General features: G+C 34.6%; 1 protein-coding gene. It reads left to right on the forward strand.

Annotated elements, in window-relative coordinates:
- The coding region (locus U9P79_07965; protein ID MEA2104557.1) for a patatin-like phospholipase family protein at positions 1–2,264 on the forward strand (2,264 nt) is incomplete at its 5' end.
- Between the last annotated feature and the right edge of the window lie 130 nt (positions 2,265–2,394).

Genomic DNA, 2,394 nt, shown 5'->3' on the forward strand with positions numbered 1-2,394 from the left:
CTGAGCATAAAAAATCCGTAGGGCTTGTTTTGAGCGGAGGTGGGGCGAGAGGTATCGCTCACATAGGCGTTTTGCAAGTTTTGGAAAAGTTGAATATTAAAATTGATTATATTGGCGGAACAAGTTTTGGGGCATTAGTGGCAGCGTTCTATGCAGCCGGTTATTCCCCGAATGAGATTGAGAGGATCATAAAAGATTTTAATTGGGATTCCGCTTTTGAAAAAAAGCAGGAAAGACAGCAGTATTACTATTATACTCGCCAAGAGATTGAAGCAAACCTTATGCGTTTCCGGTTCACTAACTGGAGCTTGAAAATTCCGAGTTCCATTGCAAATTCACAAAATATTTTGAATAAATTATTAGTGTATTTCACGCGAGCAAATTACATCTCGGAAGGAAATTTTTTCGATCTGAATCCTCCCTTATTGATTTCAACAACAAATATTATAAATGGAGAAAACAGAATTTTCGAGAAGGGAAACCTGATAAAAGTAATCCAAGCCAGCCTGTCGGTTCCCCTGCTTTTCCCACCCGTTGAAATGGACTCTTCCTTATATGTGGACGGTGGAATCTCAAATAATTTGCCGATTAATGCAATGAAAAATATGGGAGCGGATTTGATAATCGCTTCCAACACTTCCCACTTTTTAACCGCCAAAAAAGACATGAATTCCGTCCTTTCAATTGCTGATCAACTCATTAATATAATGATGTTTACAAAAGTAGAATCCGAATTGAGTAATGCAGATATTATCATCCGACCGGAAGTTGAAAATATTCCCAATAACGATTTTTCCAGAATAGATGAATTGATCATGGCGGGAAGACGTGCAACTTTCAAAGATAGTTCCGCATTGAATAAATTATTTTTTATTCCGGAACAAGTTAGTAATGATAAAACCATTCCGTTTAAATACGATCATTCGCAAATAATTTTACTTGGTAACACAATATTTCCCGATTCGATTTTATTTGAGAATATTTCAAAAATCCACACACTTGATGAAGTGAATAATTTAGCAGCAAATATCAGAAACACTTACGAAAAATCCGGCTACATTTTAACTAAAATTGATTCCATCGAGTATTCTTTCGATAGCATTTCATTTTTTATTAACGAAGGACTAATTCAATCCGTTGGCATTTCCGGAAACGAAATAACAAAACCGAGATTTATCTTTTCGGAAATTCCATCCTGTTCCGGGGAAATATTTAATATAAACAAAGTCATACGCGGAGTGAAAGGCATTTATTCCACAAATTTATTTGAAAGTGTGAGTTATGAAACGCAAACCAATCGGGATGGGAACGTGGAACTAACCTATATTGTTGAGGAAAAGGCTTATGGAATCATTGAAGCCGGATTGAATTATAATTCCGAGCAAAATACTTCTGCTTTTGTTTCCATAGGTGACGAGAATATTCTGGGAACCGGAAATGCTATCAAAGCGTTTGCCCGGTTTGGGAATGAACGTAAATTCGGAATTGATTTTAGAGATGACAGAATTTTGGACACAAACTTCAATAGCCATTTCAAACTATATTTTAAAGATGATATTGATATTGATGGAGATCGCGAGTGGAATTTTATCTTAGACAGTGGTTTTTTTGATAAAGAGAAATTCGGTTTGTTTAGCCTGATTTTTGACTATAAACAATCAAACTTGAAAGGGCAGGAACGAACCGTAGGAATCGGGGCAGAATTGGTTTTTGACGATTATGATCGTTTCCCTTATCCTCGCAAAGGGATCAATCGGGAATTTTCTTATAAAAATTTTAATAAAGTTTTTGGGTCAAAATTTGATTTTCAGAATTTTAAATTTATCAATCGGATTTATTTTACGCCCATCAAAGGTGTATCATTTTCAGAATGGATAAATCTTGATTTGAATAATACAACCACCGGCGATGTTCCCTTTAATCGAATTATCACTCATCGTCTTCCGAATACGTTTTTTGGTTATCATTATGAAGATGTGTTTGGAGAAGATCTTTTTTACATATCTTCACAAATCAGAATTTTGTTAAAAAAATTTACAATGAGTGATCCCCGCCACGCTTTATACTTGATTGCTAAGGTTGGAATAGGCAGGTTTGGAGAGATAAATTCTATGAATCAATTTTGGAATACTTTTACAAAAGGACAATCTATCGGCTTTACTTTGGGAATTGAGATGCCCACTATTCTTGGACCTATAAAACTTTTTTATGAGGAAAGCAAAAAAATCAGCTTTTGGAATTTGTCAATCGGTTACGAATTTTAATATCAAATTCTGAAAAAATTACTTGCGAAAACTTAGAAAAATCAATTATTAGACACAGTTAAGTTAACGCTCCTAATTTATAATATTTAGACAACTCAATGCATCCAATCATTGCAGATTTAGAATTTTC

Source organism: Candidatus Cloacimonadota bacterium, assembly GCA_034661015.1.
Taxonomy (GTDB): domain Bacteria; phylum Cloacimonadota; class Cloacimonadia; order JGIOTU-2; family JGIOTU-2; genus JAYEKN01.